This window comes from Streptomyces sp. OR43 (assembly GCF_008042275.1).
Taxonomy (GTDB): domain Bacteria; phylum Actinomycetota; class Actinomycetes; order Streptomycetales; family Streptomycetaceae; genus Streptomyces.
Genome location: NZ_RDBK01000043.1, coordinates 3,678,870 through 3,692,347, shown reverse-complemented (window position 1 = coordinate 3,692,347; position 13,478 = coordinate 3,678,870). Strand labels below are relative to the sequence as shown.

18 protein-coding genes and 1 pseudogene are annotated in these 13,478 nt (G+C 67.4%); 14 read left to right on the top strand and 5 right to left on the bottom strand.

Annotation, left to right across the window (positions count from 1 at the left end; genetic code table 11):
• Positions 1-141 precede the first annotated feature (141 nt).
• Positions 142-1,248, bottom strand: a complete 1,107-nt coding sequence (gene rlmN / locus EAO72_RS35855; RefSeq protein WP_148021189.1) for a dual-specificity RNA methyltransferase RlmN — start codon at positions 1,246-1,248, stop codon at positions 142-144.
• Between the two features lie 219 nt (positions 1,249-1,467).
• On the opposite strand from rlmN, the gene EAO72_RS35850 reads away from it, so the two are divergent.
• The 3 genes from EAO72_RS35850 to EAO72_RS35840 all read left to right on the top strand — a co-directional run bounded on the left by EAO72_RS35850 (position 1,468) and on the right by EAO72_RS35840 (position 2,843).
• Positions 1,468-1,809 carry a DUF6233 domain-containing protein gene (locus EAO72_RS35850; RefSeq protein WP_148021188.1) on the top strand — a complete coding sequence of 114 codons (342 nt, stop codon included), beginning with the start codon at positions 1,468-1,470 and terminating at the stop codon, positions 1,807-1,809.
• A gap of 26 nt (positions 1,810-1,835) precedes the next feature.
• Positions 1,836-2,048: a hypothetical protein gene (locus tag EAO72_RS35845; RefSeq protein ID WP_148021187.1), complete on the top strand. Its 213-nt coding sequence runs from the start codon at positions 1,836-1,838 to the stop codon at positions 2,046-2,048.
• A gap of 84 nt (positions 2,049-2,132) precedes the next feature.
• A complete protein-coding gene (locus EAO72_RS35840) occupies positions 2,133-2,843 on the top strand; it encodes a hypothetical protein (RefSeq protein WP_148021186.1) in 711 nt (236 codons plus the stop codon).
• Positions 2,844-3,214: 371 nt separating this feature from the next.
• On the opposite strand, the gene EAO72_RS35835 is transcribed toward EAO72_RS35840, so the two are convergent.
• From EAO72_RS35835 to EAO72_RS35825, 3 genes are read right to left on the bottom strand one after another with little or no spacing between them, the layout of a single operon-like run.
• The gene (locus EAO72_RS35835; protein ID WP_148021185.1) at positions 3,215-4,531 is read right to left on the bottom strand and encodes a hypothetical protein; all 1,317 of its coding nucleotides are present in this window, start codon (positions 4,529-4,531) and stop codon (positions 3,215-3,217) included.
• Positions 4,531-5,070 carry an AAA family ATPase gene (locus tag EAO72_RS35830; protein WP_315986330.1) on the bottom strand — a complete coding sequence of 180 codons (540 nt, stop codon included), beginning with the start codon at positions 5,068-5,070 and terminating at the stop codon, positions 4,531-4,533. Before EAO72_RS35830 ends, EAO72_RS35835 begins: the two co-directional genes overlap by 1 nt.
• A 53-nt stretch (positions 5,071-5,123) precedes the next feature.
• Positions 5,124-5,882 (bottom strand): GntR family transcriptional regulator, encoded by a 759-nt coding sequence (locus tag EAO72_RS35825; protein ID WP_148021183.1) that lies wholly within the window; start codon positions 5,880-5,882, stop codon positions 5,124-5,126.
• A gap of 449 nt (positions 5,883-6,331) precedes the next feature.
• On the opposite strand from EAO72_RS35825, the gene EAO72_RS35820 reads away from it, so the two are divergent.
• The 5 genes from EAO72_RS35820 to EAO72_RS35800 are packed head-to-tail and all read left to right on the top strand — an operon-like array spanning position 6,332 to position 8,271.
• On the top strand, positions 6,332-6,598 hold the full coding sequence (locus EAO72_RS35820) for a DUF6284 family protein (protein WP_148021182.1): 267 nt from the start codon (positions 6,332-6,334) through the stop codon (positions 6,596-6,598).
• Positions 6,595-6,792, top strand: a complete 198-nt coding sequence (locus tag EAO72_RS35815) for a hypothetical protein (protein ID WP_148021181.1) — start codon at positions 6,595-6,597, stop codon at positions 6,790-6,792. Before EAO72_RS35820 ends, EAO72_RS35815 begins: the two co-directional genes overlap by 4 nt.
• Positions 6,792-7,076 (top strand): DUF6303 family protein, encoded by a 285-nt coding sequence (locus tag EAO72_RS35810; protein WP_148022226.1) that lies wholly within the window; start codon positions 6,792-6,794, stop codon positions 7,074-7,076. The genes EAO72_RS35815 and EAO72_RS35810 overlap by 1 nt, the downstream gene beginning before the upstream one ends.
• Complete coding sequence (locus EAO72_RS35805; RefSeq protein ID WP_148021180.1) at positions 7,073-7,936, top strand: protein spdB; 864 nt, start codon at positions 7,073-7,075, stop codon at positions 7,934-7,936. Before EAO72_RS35810 ends, EAO72_RS35805 begins: the two co-directional genes overlap by 4 nt.
• Positions 7,936-8,271: an RRQRL motif-containing zinc-binding protein gene (locus EAO72_RS35800; RefSeq protein WP_148021179.1), complete on the top strand. Its 336-nt coding sequence runs from the start codon at positions 7,936-7,938 to the stop codon at positions 8,269-8,271. Before EAO72_RS35805 ends, EAO72_RS35800 begins: the two co-directional genes overlap by 1 nt.
• Here the strand turns inward: EAO72_RS35800 and EAO72_RS42320 are convergent.
• On the bottom strand, positions 8,268-8,429 hold the full coding sequence (locus EAO72_RS42320) for a hypothetical protein (RefSeq protein WP_187285321.1): 162 nt from the start codon (positions 8,427-8,429) through the stop codon (positions 8,268-8,270). The two genes, EAO72_RS35800 and EAO72_RS42320, sit on opposite strands and share 4 nt — an antisense overlap.
• A gap of 35 nt (positions 8,430-8,464) precedes the next feature.
• Between EAO72_RS42320 and EAO72_RS35795 the strand changes: the two genes are divergently transcribed.
• From EAO72_RS35795 to EAO72_RS35770, 6 genes and pseudogenes are all read left to right on the top strand, one after another.
• A complete protein-coding gene (locus EAO72_RS35795; protein WP_148021178.1) occupies positions 8,465-8,839 on the top strand; it encodes a DUF6251 family protein in 375 nt (124 codons plus the stop codon).
• A 74-nt stretch (positions 8,840-8,913) separates the two neighbouring features.
• Complete coding sequence (locus EAO72_RS35790) at positions 8,914-9,234, top strand: hypothetical protein (protein ID WP_148021177.1); 321 nt, start codon at positions 8,914-8,916, stop codon at positions 9,232-9,234.
• 35 nt (positions 9,235-9,269) lie between these two features.
• The gene (locus EAO72_RS35785) at positions 9,270-11,366 is read left to right on the top strand and encodes an FtsK/SpoIIIE domain-containing protein (RefSeq protein ID WP_148021176.1); all 2,097 of its coding nucleotides are present in this window, start codon (positions 9,270-9,272) and stop codon (positions 11,364-11,366) included.
• 197 nt (positions 11,367-11,563) lie between these two features.
• Positions 11,564-11,826: pseudogene (locus EAO72_RS43535) on the top strand (hypothetical protein).
• 87 nt (positions 11,827-11,913) lie between these two features.
• On the top strand, positions 11,914-12,642 hold the full coding sequence (locus EAO72_RS35775; RefSeq protein WP_148021175.1) for a DNA cytosine methyltransferase: 729 nt from the start codon (positions 11,914-11,916) through the stop codon (positions 12,640-12,642).
• Positions 12,639-13,478 (top strand): bifunctional DNA primase/polymerase, encoded by an 840-nt coding sequence (locus EAO72_RS35770; protein WP_148021174.1) that lies wholly within the window; start codon positions 12,639-12,641, stop codon positions 13,476-13,478. Before EAO72_RS35775 ends, EAO72_RS35770 begins: the two co-directional genes overlap by 4 nt.

The following is a 13,478-nucleotide window of genomic DNA, read 5'->3' as shown; positions in this document are numbered from 1 at the left end:
CTTCCTACCCGGAATGACCCGGGCGAGGTTCAGAGGGTCTGCGGCCAACCTGTCCTTGGTGCCGCACTCTCAGCGCTGTGGCGCTCCCCTGTCGGAATATGAAGTTGATTTCGAGCCCAGGCTACACGGCCGTTTCCGGCCTCAGCGCTCGGATGCCGCCAGCTGCCCGCAGGCCCCGTCGATCTCCTGACCGCGGGTGTCCCGGACGGTGACCGGCACCCCGTGGGCGGCGATCGCCTCGACGAACGCCTTCTCGTCCTCGGGCCGCGAGGCGGTCCACTTCGAGCCGGGGGTCGGGTTCAGCGGGATCAGGTTGACGTGCACCCGCTTGCCCTTGAGCAGCCGGCCGAGCCGGTCGCCCCGCCATGCCTGGTCGTTGATGTCGCGGATCAGCGCGTACTCGATGGAGATGCGACGGCCGGACTTCTCCGCGTACTCCCACGCGGCGTCCAGCACCTCGCGCACCTTCCACCGGGTGTTCACCGGCACGAGGGTGTCGCGCAGCTCGTCGTCCGGGGCGTGCAGCGAGACGGCGAGACGGCACTTGAAGCCCTCGTCGGCGAACCGCAGCATCGCGGGCACGAGGCCGACGGTGGAGACCGTGATCCCGCGCTGCGAGAGCCCGAGACCGTCGGGCTCGGGGTCGGTCAGCCGACGGATCGCACCGACCACGCGGTTGTAGTTGGCGAGCGGCTCGCCCATGCCCATGAAGACGATGTTGGAGAGCCGTGCCGGACCGCCCGGCACCTCGCCGTCGCGCAGCGCGCGCATGCCGTCCACGATCTGGTGGACGATCTCCGCGGTGGACAGGTTGCGGTCGAGACCGGCCTGTCCGGTGGCGCAGAACGGGCAGTTCATGCCGCAGCCGGCCTGCGAGGAGATGCACATCGTGACGCGCTCGGGGTAGCGCATCAGGACGGACTCGACCAGCGTCCCGTCGTGCAGCTTCCAGAGCGTCTTGCGCGTGGTGTCGTCGTCGCAGCTGATGTGGCGCACCACGGACATCAGATCGGGGAACAACGCCTCGGCGAGCTTGTCCCTCGACCCGGCCGGGATGTTGGTCCACTCCGACGGGTCGTGCGCGTACCGCGCGAAGTAGTGCTGCGAGAGCTGCTGCGCGCGGAACGGCTTCTCGCCGGTCGCGGCGACTGCTTCCTTGCGCTCGGCGGGCGTGAGGTCGGCGAGGTGCCGCGGGGGCTTCTTGGCTCCGCGGGGCGCGACGAAAGTGAGTTCTCCGGGCTTAGGCATGGTTCTTCCAGTGTTACAGACACGCCGTGGTCGTAGAGACATCTGCCAGCTCAGAAGCAGTGAGGGGGCGGCGGTCCCGGTTGTCGTTAGTCGTCATCAGTCGACGTCGGCGGCCCTTTGACGGCCCACAGACGGCCCAGAGCGCCGTTGGGATCGTGACCGATCGCACGACGGACAGGAGGTACGCGCGGCCGTCCACCACGACCTAGAATCGAATACGTGTCCGATAACCTCTCTCGTCTGGATCGCCTGCGCATCGTGCGCGAGTGGCAGGCGTACCAGCTAGGGCGAACCGATCGCACCATCGCCGAACTGGAGGAACGCGATGCTGCGGCCGCCAGGGCTGCGCGCGTGCTGCCACCGCCAGCACCTACATGGAAACTCTCCGTGCTGCGCGCCAGCAGTGGTGCCCAGGCCGACGCAGTACATACGGGCGACTGCGGCATGAGCGGCAAGAGGACGCAGGCGATGACCCGAGAGCAGGCCCTGCGCGCGCTGACGGAGGGCGGCATCACGGCCTGCCCTTACTGCCGGCCAGACAGAGAACTCGGAGTGCTTTGAACTACGGACCCGCGGCGCCTGACGACATGAGCGACGCACCGATCGTGATCCACAATCCGGCGGGTACGAGTGGCAGACGGGTAAGCATCCACTCTCAGAGTGCAGGCCTCGCTCGTAGCGACGCCGACGTGGTCGAGTTCCTGCGCCGCGCCGGCCTGCCAGATGGGGGCGACATCCTGGATGACCAGCAGTGGGTGCAGTGGCAGGGTGGCCGCCCGCACGAGTACGGCGCGATCTAACTGGACAAAGACCACGACAACGGTGTGGCGCTTGGCCGCGTGCACGGACGTGACCACGGCCCAGGGCCAGCGTAATCTGCGGTGATGTTGCACGAAGCTAGCCTGGACGGCGGACTCGGGTTCTGCCATCAAGAACTGCCGACCTTGCTGCCTGACGAATACCACGGTCCGCTGGTCGTCGCACTCGACTCGAACGTGCTAATCGACTTGCAGCAGCATGGGGCCGCGCTCATGAACGATGATCCGCTGCCTGACCGCGTCGCGGCAGACGCCGCCTACCTCCAAGATCTAGATGGCCTAGCGGACCTTCTCAATACTTGGTTACTGCGGGACATACGGTTCATCGTGACTCCGCGCTCAAAGACCGATGCCAAGAAGTTCTCCCAACGCTTCCTTGACACCCGGCTCCCGGCCATCGACGCGCTCGCAGAGAGTCTGGCCTTCCAGCTGGGAGACTGGAACTTCCCTCCGCCGTCGGAAGGGGTACCCCCTGCCGCGTTCGGCGATGAAACAGGACTGCCGGAGGGGGCCGACCGCGACCTGGTGCTCGAAGCGCAAGCTGTTGGTGCCCATGCCTTCCTGACCCGTGACCGGCTGATCCTGGAACGCACGGCGCTTACCGGCCCCCAAACGGTTGTGCTCTCACCGGGATCCCTGGCCTCGGAGATGCAAGCCGCTGGCGTCCAATTGTTCAGAGGCGGGGTGTGTGGTGACGCCAGATGCCCGTACGCCGGCTGGCCGTTTCCTGCACCAGACATGGGTAGATGGGCTGGCCTCCTCTCCATCTTGAGCTAGGGCGACCGAAAGGCGCCAGCACGGAAACTGGGGTCTGCTCCCGCTGGTCCTGCGTACGTTTCCGTTCACGGCGGGCTTCGTAAGCGCCGCGATAGTCAAGCGTGCGGTACGCACGCCCTGCCCAGGAGCGGTTTCGAATCCTGAGAAGATGCCTCTGACCCACAGATGCCGCAAAGGTCCCTTGTAGCCCGTTCCAGTGCGCTGATAGAGCGGAGCTTTCCGACCGCGCGGGTGGCTGTTCGCGAGCGTTCGTGTGCGAACACGCGGCAGGTCAGAGAGCGTCGGCGTACTACGGAAAGCACGAGTGAGCTGAACAAAGCAGGACAACGAGCGCAAGAAGTCGGGACACCTCACCTCGTGACCGCTGAGATCTAGATGAGCTTTCCCTGCGCAATAATGATCTGCTCAGCCGCGAAGCGCATGATGGGAATTTCTTTTGAAAGCTCAACATCATGAGCGAAAGGTGCATAACGAGGAGAACGCCCCTCCTTGGCGTGGACCAGAGAATTTCTCACTTTATACACCCGCGCCGCCAAAGCTTTGAACACCACCTGCTCATCAGGGTTAAGCAAATCCACCTTCTCCGCGTCGGCGAATGAGACGCGATTTGCCTTATAATAGTCAATCAGTGACGCATCGTATGAGTTCAAGTCCGCAATGAGGCGACGAAGGGTAACGAATTTTTCGAACGTTAGCTTCAAAGCCTTCAGCTCATTCACTCCCCCTTCCTCCCGGACTTGCCGCTGCGCGTCTCTGATGGTTTTGATTACATTTTGGATATCCTTGGCGCGGCGCACCGAAAACCCCGGATCCGTAATTTCCTTCCTTACGGTATTTACAAGGTCGTCATTGAAGACCTTTTCGAAAAAATGCTCCGCAATGTGATAATGCGCCAGAAACTCTAGGAGTGGAATTTCCGCTGCCACGCCCATCAGATAGTGATGGACAAGATCCTTCTCGTACCATTGCCTAGGAGCATCAAGCGAGCCTGCCTGTGTGCGGTCGTAGCGCTGTGCGACTGGTTCCTGAAAAATCGGATCTCTTCCGATTCGAGCAGCGGCATCTAGATTATAGGCCGCATGGAACAAGAAAGAATTGGCGAGATCCTCGTAGTCGGTCCTAATTTTCGGTGATTCTATGCGGAGTGAGATGGTGTGCGTAGCCTGCGCAATTACATCGAGTGCGCACGCAACCCCTAGGTCTTGCGCTGCTGCTTGATCTTTCAAGCGAGCCGCAATATGTCTGGTCCGAATTCTCATGAAGCGCCACTTTTTCGCGCGCTTCTCGGCAGGGATCTGTGCCGCTTCGCAGAGCAGGTAAGACAGAAACTCCTTCGAAGGAATACCTACGGTGTACTTAATGGGATGTTCACCACTCCCTACGATTGAATTTTCTTCAAAATAGTCTTCAAAGAGTCCTCCAGGGGATAGCGAAAGAAGAGAGAATTCGGCATACGTAGACCATTCAACTGACGCCTCCGTCAAGGTTGCGGTTTTGAGATTTTCGATGATCTCTTCGATCTCCTCGTTTGAAAGAAGATTCGACCACTTTCCATCGGGTAGTTCGACTCCAGTCCAATGTAGCAGTATTCCGGCATCTGTTTCCTTAGCCGCAGGAACCGCACATTGAATTCCCTTCAGCAGGGTTTTACGGTCGATTTTGAAGTTTCCGTCTTGCGGCGTGCTCATTATCGCTCTCCGTTGCTAAAGGTCGAGCGCTTCGCGGGTGCGAGGCGTAGGGCCGCGATGACGGCAGCGGGGTCACCCTGGTACGACAGGTGCGGTTCATCTGCCGTGGGCGGTACAAAGCGATTGCGGTATCGCTGAAGGTCGCTTTCCGCGAAGTAGATTGCGTTCGGGTCTTCCACATGGAACTCGTTACGCTTACTGACCCTCGCCCACAGTTCTTCATGGCTGGCGGCGAGATAGACGAGTACGGGGACAGCGCCGGCGGCAGCGGCGATAGCCTGCCACTTAGCTCGATCCTCTGGCGTCCAGAAGCCGTGGTCGACAACGACATCGTGTCCGACCCTGAGTTGTTCACCGAGGTCTGCGGCAACATCTTCAAGGACGGGGCGCTCCAGGGTGGGGAAGACGCCCCGGGGGAAGTCGACTCCGTAAACGCCGTGGCGGCGGAACATTTCCTCATCCGGGCAAAGCCGAACAAATCCCCGATCCGTAAGGGCGCGGGAAAGCGTCGTCTTGCCAGAGCCGGGGAGTCCGGCCATCAGGACGCAGAACGGCGGGCGTGTAGGCATCGGAGGTGATCCGTTCGCGCCTGTCACAGGGTGACCTCGGTTTCAGTGCGCCACGTACGACCTGGGGCGCCGAGGTCGACGCCGTACTCCACGACGGTGTCCTCGCTGTCGAGGAACTTCGCTGACATCACGACCACGGGGTCGACCGGCGGGTTCTCCGGGTCCAGCTCCAGGAGCCTCGCGTGCTCCGGCGTGAGACGGCTGGACGATGCCGTGTCGATGCGGCGAGTGATCGGGTGGCCTGTTGCCTGCGCGATGAGCTGGAGCGACGTTCCTCCCGTCAGGCGCTCGCTCTCCGCCAGCTGGGGCACCAGCTTCCCGTACCGGGCGGGAATCCACGAGGTGCTGTGAGCGACGATGCCGTGCCGGTCCCGGTACACCCGGCTGCGCCGTACGACCTTCGAGCCGGGCTTGATGTCCAGGGCCTGCGCCACGTCGGCGGGTGCCGGCACAACGGCTGCCTGGTGCGAGTCGGACCGTTCGCCCGTCCCCCAGCTGGAGCCGGTACGGCGTCCCCGGTCCTGCCGCTGGGCACCCGAGGACATCGGGGCCGGCTGGTCCAGGACTTCGGTCCCGATTCCGTGGATACCTCGGACAAGCCCCTCGCTGCGCAGCTTCCGCAGCGCCTTTTCTGCCGTGGCGGTGCTGACCTTCCACTCTTCCGCGAGGTTCTTGATGCTCGGCAGGAGCGACCCCGGCCGTAGGTCGCCAGATGAGATCAGCTCTGAGTAGTGAGCGGCAATCTTTGCGTATGGGGCTCGATTGTCGGCCTGGCCTGCCATTTCGCTTGCTCCTTCGCGTGACATCCCTGAGGTTCCCTACCTTACCGCTTGACACCGCAGGGAACCCTAGGGAACCTTAGGGATGTGCCCGCCGGTCGACTCGATCGAGCGGAGGGCGCCCCGACACACCTGTGTCTGTCGCCCGGAGGGCTCCGTGAAACGGGCTCCAAGGAAGCGCAAGTTCTATGACAACTGAATGGGGATTACGCCGCCTCTCCTCGGCCAAGTAGGCGGCCACACGGGCTCCCCGTGTGAGGTACAGCGCGATTCGACCCCTCCGCAGCATTCGAGCTGCGGCCGGTTGCCTCCGCCGCACGTCTCGGACGTGCGGCGCTGAGGGGAGCTGGAGCACTTCCTTCCTGCTTCACCCGCAGACGGCGCGCGGCCCCGGTGGTGACACACCGGGGCCGCTGTTGTTGGGCCGTCCTACCGCTAGGAGACAACGACCCATGAAGACCATCGCTGCACTTCAGGCCACTGTTACGGCCGCCTCGCTCGACTTCGAGCCGACGGGGGCCGAGCTGGACGCGATTGAGCTGGAGATGCCGCTCATCCGGGCGGAAGTCGAGTTGCTGGACGCGCAGATCATGACCATCGACCGGCCGGCGAACGAGCTGGACGTACGCCGCGTTCGCCGGGCCCGTAACCGGGTCATGGCGGCGCGGCGGGACCTCACCAACCGCGCCACGTCGCCCCTGACGGGCGGTGCGGCATGAGCGTGAACCTCACCTCCGAGCGGCGCGCCCTGGTCGTCGTGTTCGTCGGTATCGCGCTGGCGCTGGCCGGGGCGGGTCTGGCGTCCCTGCTGGATGAGCCGTCGTGGCGGTGTCTGGCCACGGGCGGCGTGCTCGTCCAGGTCATCGGGTGGGTGCGCTACAGCCGCGCCCGGCGGGGCGGTGAACGGTCGTGATGACGCTTCCCGCGCAGATGTCGAACAGTGGCGGCACGTGGCACCTGTACGTCCCGCTGATGAACACCCCGACCGCGTGGCCCGAGCACATCTGGCCCCGCACGGCCGCGGTCCCGACCATCGCGGAGCGCGAGCACGCGCTGAACGGTCTCGGCTACGAGAGCGTGCCGGGTGATGAGTGGTCCTGGATCGAGGACAGCGACATCCCCGGCGACCCCGCGTCGCCGGTCCGGCTGATCGCCTCGGTGAGGGTCCGGCCCACGCTGTGGGGCGGTGCGGCATGAAGGCCAAGACCGTTCTGCCGGCCGTCGCGATGACGGCGGTGTCCATGGTCCTCACGCTGGCCGTGGTGATGATGTGGCTCGGCACGGCGATGCCGTGGCCCGTCGCTCTGGTCGTCGGTCTCGGGATCGACGGCGGGTGGCTGGCCACCCTCGCCTACGAACGCCGCCTCGCCGCGCAGGGCGACCACAGCCGCGTGGTCACCGGGGTCGGCTGGGCATTCGGCCTGATCGCGACCGGCGTCCTGGTCGCCCACGCCCTGCTGGCCGAGGAGTCCGCCGGCGCGTGGCTGGCCGTGGCCTGGCTGCCCGTCGCGGCCAAGGCTTTGTGGCTGGTGCACGGGCTGTGGGAACAGACCGCGCTCACCCCGACCGCGCTGGGTTCGATCCGGGATATCCAGCAGGAGGCCCGCGACGAAGCGGCCGTGGCCCGCGCCCGGCTGCGGGCCGAGGCCGCGACCGAGGAGACCCGGCTGACAGCCGTGACGGAAACCGGGTCACGCGTCGCACGCGTCCAGGCCAAGACCGCCCAGACCCTCTCACAGGCGTGGTCGACGCTGGAGACAGCCCGCAACGGCGAGGACACCAGCAGGGCCCTGACCAGCGTGACGACCCCTGTCACACCCGGCGTCACACCCCGCTGGGAACTCCCCGTCTGGGGACCCACCGAGCCCGTCCCGGCGCTCGCCCTGGAAGCGGCCCCCGCCCTCACCGAAGACGCGCTGGACGCTCTCGTCGACGAGATCCGGCACAGCGAAACCCCGGCCCTGTCTTACCGCGAGATGGCCACCCGCTTCCGGGCGGCCGGCCACTCCGCATCCGAAGTCCGGCTGCGGAGCGCGTGGAAACGCATGGTCGCCTGATGGCCACGCTCCCCGAGTTCCGGTGGCGGCTGGCCCCGGACGGATACGCGACCCGCAGGCAGCTGCGGGCGTTGGGGCTGCGGCCCGGCGGACAGGACGTCGCCGCCGTACTCCACCGCCCGCGCCGCCGCCGCGCACCGCTGGTCGCCTACCTCTACCGCATCGACCACGCCAAGCCCGTACGCCCCATGACCCCCCGCCGCGCACAAGCGCTCGCCAAGGCCATGGCCGCGCGGCGCACCTGCCCGAACTGCCGCCGCGATGCCGGGTACTGCATCCCGCGCTCGCTCGGCATGTGCGTGCCCTGCGCCGACGGTGCCGGACGGGGCGGTTAAAGGCCGTCCAGCACGTTACTGACCAGGTCGACGACCCGGTACTTCACCTGGTGCCACCGGTTGCAGTACCGCTTCGGCCTCCACCAACGGCCCTGCTTGATCGGTCGCTTGCACCACTTGCACGGCTTCAGCCGCAGCTTGACGTCCAGTCCCCCCATGCCGCGACCTTAGCGGCCCTCCGTAAGGGAAGACCATGGATTCGTTGCCTGTCCCCGCCCCCGTCGTCCGCCTCCCGGACGGCACCTACACCTACGCCGACCAGGCCTCTTTGCCGGTCCAGCAGAGTGCGCCGCAGATCGTTCACCAGCACATCCACCAGGCCCCGCCGGACCGCACCGTCCAGCGCATCGCGCTCGGTTCCGGAGTCGGTGCCGGGGCGGTCGCGGCCGGCGTGTACTTCGGCCCGCTCCTGGTCGGCGTCCTCACCGCCATCGCCGCCAACCTGGCCATGCTCGCGTTCCTCGCCGCAGTCTCCGCCTGGGGCGTGGTCACCGTCGTGAAGTCCATCGGGGGCAGTGAGGGCAAGACCGCCTCCAAGTCCGTTTCCCGAGCCCGTCGCCGGGGCTGACGTGCCTGTGTCCGTCCGGTCTCGTACCGGGCGGGTGCAGGACCGGACAGCCCGGCCCGCCCGAGGAGGACACCGTGGAGAGCTACACCCCCGCCGAGAAGCGTGAGCGTGCCCGGCTGTTCCGCAAGGGATTCCGCCAGGCCATGGCCGACTGCGTCGACCCCCGCCTTGAGGCCCGGATCGAGAAGATCGACCAGCGGGCCGCCGAGCGCGGCGCCCAGGAGCTGCGGGCCCTGCACCAGGTGCAGGCTGACGCCCGCCAGGCCCTGGCCAACGCCAAGGCCGCCGAGCGCACCGCGCCCCGCACCGACCGCCCCGCCGCCCGGCAGGCCCGCAAGGCCGCCGAGGACGCAGTACGCCGCGCTGAGCGCGCCGTGCTGCGCGCGGAGCGCTGAACCGACCCTCTGTCGAGCATCAGGAGAGATCAGGCATGTCCGAGAACGTGATCCACCTGTTCAAGACCCCGGAAACCCTTGATGCATCGGCCGCCCCGGCCGCCCCGGTTCGGCCGGTGCGGGTGTGGCGGCGTACCGGCCGTGCGGTCGCCGGTGCGGTGCGGCACGAACGCACCACCACCGCTGCCCGGGTCGCCGTACGGCACGGTTCCTACGTCCTCGGTGGCACGAGGATCGTGACCCGTCGGGCGTGGGACGGCCGTACCGGGGCCCGCTACGAGCGGATGCTCAGGGCCGCTGAAGCGGTCGGCAACTATGAAGCCGCGGGCGAGTGGGAAGAGCGCCTGCACCGCTTCCGCGCCGACCGGCACCGCCGCCGCATGGACCTGCTCAATGCCCCGGAGAAGGTGGTGAAGGGTGCGGCATTCGGCGCGGCCGGCGGGGTCGGCACCCTGATCGTGATCGGGATCGCGCTGGCCGTCGCGAACAAGAACCCGGCCGACGTCGTCACCCCGCTCATGGCGTTCATCGACCTCATCCGCCTCCTGGCCGTCATCACCACCGTCGTGTGGGGGCCGCTCGTGGCCGCTGCCCCGTGGGTGGCGCTGGCCGGGGTGTGGGCGGTCGGCCGTCACCGTGGCGCCGCACCCGCCTGGGCCCTGCCCACCAACGCCCGTGGCGAGGATGCCGGGGCGCCGCTCACCCCATCGATCGTCGTCACCGCGCTGCGCGACCTCGGTGTCGCCCCGCTGCGCAACGCCATCAAGGAGATGGGCGACGCCGGCGCGGCGATGCTCGGCCCGATCCGGATCGCGGGATGCGGCGTCGAAGTCGACGTCACCCTGCCCTCCGGTGTCTCCACGAACGAGGTGCAGAACCGGCGGCGCAAGCTTGCCGAAAACCTGGCCCGTCACGAGCACGAAGTGTTCATCACCATCCCCGCCGCCGCCCGCACCGTCCGGCTCTGGGTCGCCGACTCCGGCGCCCTGGACGAGCCGATCGGCCCGTCCCCGCTGGTCACCGACCCCGACACCAAGGCCAACTACAAGACCGGCAAAGCCCCGTGGGGCCAAGACCTGCGCGGGGACGCCGCCGCGATCAGCGTCTACCAACGCCACCTCCTCATCACCGGCCTGTCCAACCAGGGCAAGACCGTCGCCCTGCGCTCGCTCGCCCTGTGGCTGGCGCTGGACAAGTCGGTGCAGTTCCTGATGGGCGACCTCAAGGGCGTCGGCGACTGGAACATGTTCGACGGCCTGGCCACCACCCTCATCCAGGGCCCGACCGACGAGCACGTCATCCAGGTCACGGAAATGGTCGAGGGTGCAGTGAACGAGATGAACCGCCGCATCCAGGCCCCGCCCGGCACCACGTTCCCGCCCCTGATCGTCCTCGTCGACGAAGCGCAGGTGGCGTTCATGTGCCCGGTCAAGGACGAGGAGAAGCGCCCGTACGGCGGGGCCAAGGCCAACTCCCGCTACTTCATGGCCGTCCGCAAGATCCACAACCAGGGACGGGCCGTCAACGTCCTGATGTGGCAGGGCACCCAGGACCCCACCGACCAGAACCTGCCCAAACTGGTCCGCGAAGGCGCCCACACCCGCGCCTCCCTCGCCCTGGGCACCGAATCCCAGGCCCGCATGGCCCTCGGAGACAAGGCCGTCGACGGCGGCGCCGCACCGAACCTGCTGCGCCCCGGACTGGACCGGGGAACGCTCGTGGTCGCCTCGGACGGCATCACCATCCCGGCCGGCCAGTCATCCATCACCGTGCGCACGCACTACATCGACGACGACGCGGCCACCGTCATCACCGACCGCGCCAAGGCCATGCGCGACGGGGTCACCACCCTGCACGTCATCGAGCACGACCCGGACCGTGACCCGCTCGCCGACATCCTCACCGTGCTCGCCGACCGCCCGCGCGTGCGCACCCAGGACGTCCTCAAGAAGCTCGCGACGCTCAATGAGGACGCCTACGGCGACTGGTCGTTCATCGACCTCAAGAGCGCCCTGGACGGCACCGGCGCCGAGCCCTACAAGTCGGATGGCGTCATGGTCATCGGTCGCGACCGGCTCACCCGCGCACTCGCCGGCCGCCCCGAGGACGGTTCCGCTTCCACCGCCCAGTGACAGGGAGGCGCACCCCGGCACGGCAGGGAGGCAGGGAGAACTCCCTCACCCCCTCCCTGCCTCAACTCCCTGGCCTGACCTGCGTAAATGATGTTCAGGGAGTCAGGGAGGCGCCCCAGGTCAGAGCCCCGAAACCCCGCTCCACACGCTCACCCCAGGGGGTGCGTCCGCCTCCCTGCCCCAGGAAAAGGGAACCCGTGATCCGATTCCGCTTCCAGCTCACCGGCTGGGACCGCAGAACCCTCGTCCTGACCGACGCCCCCCGCCCCGACTGCCCGACTGCGACGGCGATGGCGGACACGCCTACGACTACGGCGACCACACCGGCGAGTACGCCGGCACCGAGTGGGACCCCTGCACGTGCTGGAACGAGCACCGGCGCTGGACCCTGCTGACCCTCCCGCACGTCCCCCGCCGCCGGACCGCTCGCGACCCCTGGAGCAACGAACCGCCCTTCTGACATGCCAAGGGCGGCCCCCCTCTCACGCCAATGAAACGGGGCCGCCCTTGCCTGCCAGCACTCAACACAGAACTGGAGACACCCAGCATGACTCAACACGTCCCGATCCGGCGAGCAGCCGACCACCGGCCCGCCTTACTGGACCTCTTCTCCTGCGCCGGCGGCGCGGCCATGGGCTACAACCGGGCAGGGTTCAAGGTCACCGGCATCGACATCGTCGACCGCCCGAACTACCCCTTCACCTTCCACCGCGCCGACGCCCTCGAATACCTCGCCGCACTCATCACGTCCGGGGAGATCCGCCGGTACGCGGCCGTGCACGCCTCCCCGCCGTGCCAGGCCGGATGCGCCCTCACCGTCGGCACCAACAAGGCGCGCGGCTGGGGCCGCACCCACGTCCAGCTCATCCCCGAACTCCGCACCCTGCTCGATGCGACGGGCCTGCCGTACGTCATCGAGCAGCCCAACGGGAAAGCCCCCGTCCGAGCCGATCTGCGGCTGTGCGGGGAGATGTTCAAGCTCGATGTCCTGCGTCACCGCGTGTTCGAGCTCGGGGGCGGGTGGAGCGTGCCGCAACCCGCACACCCCCGGCACCGGGGCTACGTACGCGGCTACCGCCACGGCGTCTACCGCGACGGCCCCTACGTCGCCGCGTACGGCGCCGGCGGCGGCAAAGCCACCGTCCCGGAGATGCAGCAGGCCATGGGCATCACCTGGACCAACGTCCGCGAGGAACTGACCGAAGCGATCCCCCCGGACTACACGGAGCTGATCGGCGCAGCCCGGCTCGTCTCCATGCGGGCGGTGGCCGCATGAACGCCCATCTGGGAACCGCTCTGCGCCTGGCTCCGCGCGGTGTGCCGGTCCTGCCGCTGCGGGCGGGGAAGGTCCCGTTCGGGAACTGCCCCGACTGCCGGGACAACGCATGCGGCGGCCGGCCGAACATGAAGAGTCCCGGGCCGTGCCAGTGCCCCCACGTCTGCCACGCCTGGGCGGCCGCCACCACCGACCCCACCGTGATCGCCTCCCCCGCCTGGGGCGATGCCTGGCGGCAGGCCGTATGTGTCGGCTACCACCCCGGCGGCGTCGGACTCACCGTCGTGGACCTGGACCACACCGACGCCATGGCCTGGGCCCGCGAGACGCTGCCCGCCACCAGGACCGTGCCCACGACGCGCGGGGAGCACTGGCTCTACAGCGGTGCTATGCGCTCCGCGAACGGTGTCCGTGACGGCGTCGACATCAAGTCGTCCATGTCCTACGCCCGGTGGCTCGGCCCCGGCACCGGCACCATGACCCAGCTGCCGGACGCTGTGCGCGCCCTGGCCGTCAAGGACCCCCCTACGGCCCGGCCGGCGCCGCACGCCATCACCGTGCCTGCACAGGCCAGGGGCGGCAACTGTCCCCACCGCGTGCCTGCCTACCTGGACCGTGGCATCTCCATGGCCGAGCAGCGCATCACCGAGGCCACGTGTGCGGTCCACGCCACCGTGTACCGCACGTTCCTTGCGGTGCTGTCCGCCCACGGCCGGTGCGGCTGCCTCACCGACACCCACATCACGCGGCTGTTCACCGCCGCCCAGACCAAGGGCGAAACGGCCCGGCACTGCACCGATGCGTGGACCAACGCCCTCACCCGGTTGGGACTGTGA